Origin of the sequence: Streptomyces flavofungini, assembly GCF_041028215.1 — a bacterium.
GTDB classification, from domain to species: domain Bacteria; phylum Actinomycetota; class Actinomycetes; order Streptomycetales; family Streptomycetaceae; genus Streptomyces; species Streptomyces flavofungini_B.
In genome coordinates this window covers 1-3,258 of record NZ_JASKYR010000727.1, presented here as the reverse complement: position 1 = coordinate 3,258, position 3,258 = coordinate 1, and the positions used below count along the sequence as shown (strand labels likewise).

At 70.1% G+C, this 3,258-nt stretch carries 3 protein-coding genes; 1 reads left to right on the top strand and 2 read right to left on the bottom strand.

The window, feature by feature from the left end:
- Positions 1–1,048 (bottom strand): polyamine ABC transporter substrate-binding protein (locus AB8Z36_RS33285; protein ID WP_369217117.1); only part of this gene is annotated, 1,048 nt, incomplete at its 3' end.
- A 74-nt stretch (positions 1,049–1,122) separates the two neighbouring features.
- Positions 1,123–2,625 (bottom strand): gamma-aminobutyraldehyde dehydrogenase, encoded by a 1,503-nt coding sequence (locus tag AB8Z36_RS33280; RefSeq protein ID WP_369217116.1) that lies wholly within the window; start codon positions 2,623–2,625, stop codon positions 1,123–1,125.
- 207 nt (positions 2,626–2,832) lie between these two features.
- On the opposite strand from AB8Z36_RS33280, the gene AB8Z36_RS33275 reads away from it, so the two are divergent.
- Positions 2,833–3,258: NADAR family protein (locus tag AB8Z36_RS33275; RefSeq protein ID WP_369217115.1), on the top strand; the 426-nt coding region annotated here is incomplete at its 3' end.

Here is a 3,258-nt window from a genome sequence, read left to right as displayed (position 1 = left end):
CCGCCGGCTCCGGCTCGTAGTAGTAGTCGATGAGCCGCTCGGCGTTGCGCTTGTGGCGCGCCTTGTTCGGGACGAGGAGATTGTCCGTGGACGTGATGTAGCCCTGGTCGGGGATGTGGAAGCCGACGTCCGGGTTGTCGGCCTGGAGCTGCACGATGTCACCGGCCCAGCCCAGGCACGCGGCGATGTCGCCCTTGTCGAGGTCCGAGGTGTAGTCGTTGCCGGTGAAACGGCGGATCTGCTTCTTGTCGACGGCCTTCTGAAGGCGGGCGACGGCCGCGTCGAAGTCGTCGTCGGTGAAGTCGGCGGGGTCCTTGCCCATGTCGATGAGCGTCATTCCGACGGTGTCGCGCATTTCGCTGAGGAAACCGACGCGGCCCTTCAGCCTCGGGTCGTCGAGGAGCTGCGACACCGACGTGATCTCTTTTCCGCCGGTCGCCTTCTTGTTGTACGCGATGACGGTGGAGATGCCGGTCCAGGGATACGAGTACGACCTGCCCGGGTCCCAGTCGGGGTTCCGGAACTGGGCGGAGAGACGGGTGTAGGCGTGCGGCAGGTTCGCCGGGTCCAGTTTCTGCACCCATCCGAAGCGGATGAGCCGGGCGGCGAGCCAGTCGGTGACGCAGATGAGGTCGCGGCCGGTGTCCTGGCCCGCGGCGAGCTGCGGCTTGACCTTGCCGAAGAACTCGACGTTGTCGTTGATGTCCTCGGTGTACTTGACCGTGATCCCGGTGCGCTTGGTGAACGCCTCCAGGGTGGGCCTGCGGTTCTCGTCCTTCTCGTCGACGTCCATGTACTCGGTCCAGTTGGAGAAGGTGATCCGCTTCTCCTCGGTCGAGTGGTCGTCGGACGTCACCTCGCCCTGCCCCTTGCCCGCCGCGGGGATGCCGCAGGCGCTCAGGGCGCCGAGCCCGCCGAGGGCGAGCGCGCCGCCGGTGGCGGCGCGCACCAGGGAACGGCGGGTCAGGGAGCCCCTGCCGGTGCGCAGGCTGCGGTGCATGGCGGCCAGTTGGGCCGGGGACAGGCGGTCGGGCTCGTACTGCTCCATGCGCGTGGTTGCCCTTTCGGGAGGAAGGCGGCCGCTGGTCGCGCGGCCTTGTGGCCCGTGGGCCGTGGCCTGGGTTATCGGTCCCCGAAGATCGTGCGGTGCCAGTCCTTGCGGACCACCGCGGTGTTGTCGAACATGACGTGCTTGACCTGCGTGTACTCCTCGAAGGAGTACGCGGACATGTCCTTGCCGTACCCCGAGGCCTTGTAGCCGCCGTGCGGCATCTCGCTGAGGATCGGGATGTGGTCGTTGACCCAGACGCAGCCCGCCTTGATCTCGCGGGTCGCCCGGTTGGCGCGGAAGACGTCGCGGCTCCAGGCGGAGGCGGCGAGCCCGTAGGGGGTGTCGTTGGCGAGGCGGATGCCCTCGTCGTCGCTGTCGAAGGGCAGGACGACGAGGACCGGACCGAAGATCTCGGACTGTACGGCCTCGCTGTCCTGCGCGGCGTCCGCGATGAGGGTGGGCCTGTAGAAGGCGCCCGGGTGCTTCGGTGCCTCGCCGCCGGTCACCACGCGCGCGTAGGAGCGGGCCCGGTCGACGAAACCGGCGACGCGGTCGCGGTGCGTGTGCGAGATGAGCGGCCCGAGGTCGGTCGCCGGGTCGAACGGATCGCCGAGCCGCACGGTCTCCATCAGGTCGGCGACGCCCTGGACGAAGGCTTCGTAGAGCGGCCTCTGCACGTACGCGCGCGTGGCGGCCGTGCAGTCCTGCCCGGTGTTGATGAGCGCGCCGGCGACCGCGCCGTGCACGGCGGCCTCCAGGTCGGCGTCGTCGAAGACCACGAAGGGCGCCTTGCCGCCGAGCTCCAGGTGCAGCCGCTTGACGGTGGCGGTGGCGATCTCGGCGACGCGCTTGCCGACGCCGGTGGACCCGGTGAAGGAGGTCATGGCGACGTCGGGGTGGCCGACCAGGCGCTCACCGGCGTCCCTGCCCGCGCCGGAGACGATGTTGACGACACCGTCGGGGATGCCCGCCTCGGTGGCGGCCCGCGCGAAGAGCAGCGAGGTGAACGGCGTCAGCTCGGCGGGCTTGAGCACGATGGTGTTCCCCGCCGCGATCGCCGGGAGCACCTTCCAGGCGGCCATCTGGAGCGGGTAGTTCCAGGGCGCGATCGACCCGACGACGCCGATCGGCTCACGGCGTACGTAGGAGGTGTGGTCGCCGGAGTACTCACCGGCCGACTGGCCCTGGAGGTGCCGGGCGGCGCCCGCGAAGAAGGCGGCGTTGTCGACGGTGCCGGGGACGTCGAACTCCCGGCTGAGCTTGATCGGCTTGCCGCACTGCACCGACTCGGCCTGCGCGAACTCCTCGGCGCGCTCGGCGAGGACACCGGCGAAGCGGTGCAGGGCGTCGGAGCGCTCGCCGGGGGTGGCCCCCGCCCACGCGGGGAACGCCTCGGCCGCGGCGGCCACCGCGGCGTCCACATCGGCCTCTCCGGCGAGTTCGTACGTGTACACGTCCTCGCCCGTGGCAGGGTCGACGACGGCGTGCGTGCGGCCCGACGTTCCCTTGGTCAGCCGCCCGGCGATGTACTGGGCGCCGTCCGCGAAGTGTTCCCGCGCCTGGAAGTTGTGCATGACGCTCTCCTCCGCCGTGCTCCCCGTCCCACGAGGCCCGGCGTAGCTCCAGATCGATTTGAGTGCCGATCCTGACAGAGGGGGAAGTGGTCAACAAGTGATTCCGTTGTTGCCTTTTGGTTACGCGACGGAATCTGTCGACCAGGTGTCGAGTTGTCCTGGAAAACCCAGGACGGATTGTCAGTGGTGCGTGCCAGACTCGCGTGCATGACGAAGATCGGCTCGGTGCGCTCGGTGGCGACGCTGCTCGACGCGGTGCGGAGCGGGGAGCGGGTGAGGTACCTGCCCTTCTGGGGACACACCCCGCGCCGGGACGGCACGCTGGACCGGAGCTGCCTCAGCCAGTGGTGGCCGTCGCCCTTCACCGTGGACGGCGTGTCGTACGCGACGGCGGAGCACTGGATGATGGCCGCCAAGGCCCGCCTCTTCGACGACGCCGAGGCCGAGCGGGCGGTGCTCGCGGCACGGACGCCCGCGGAGGCGAAGAAGGCGGGACGGCTCGTGCGGGGCTTCGACGGGGCGGTATGGGAGCGGGAGCGCTTCGCCGTCGTGGTCGAGGGCAGCGCCCACAAGTTCGCCTCGGACCCCGCGCTCGGGGAGTTCCTGCGGGGCACGGGCCGCCGGGTCCTGGTG

What these genes read in the sequence shown, in the direction of transcription:
- AB8Z36_RS33280 (WP_369217116.1), bottom strand. Translation starts at nt 2,625, where the DNA reads ATGCACAACTTCCAGGCGCGGGAACACTTCGCGGACGGCGCCCAGTAC.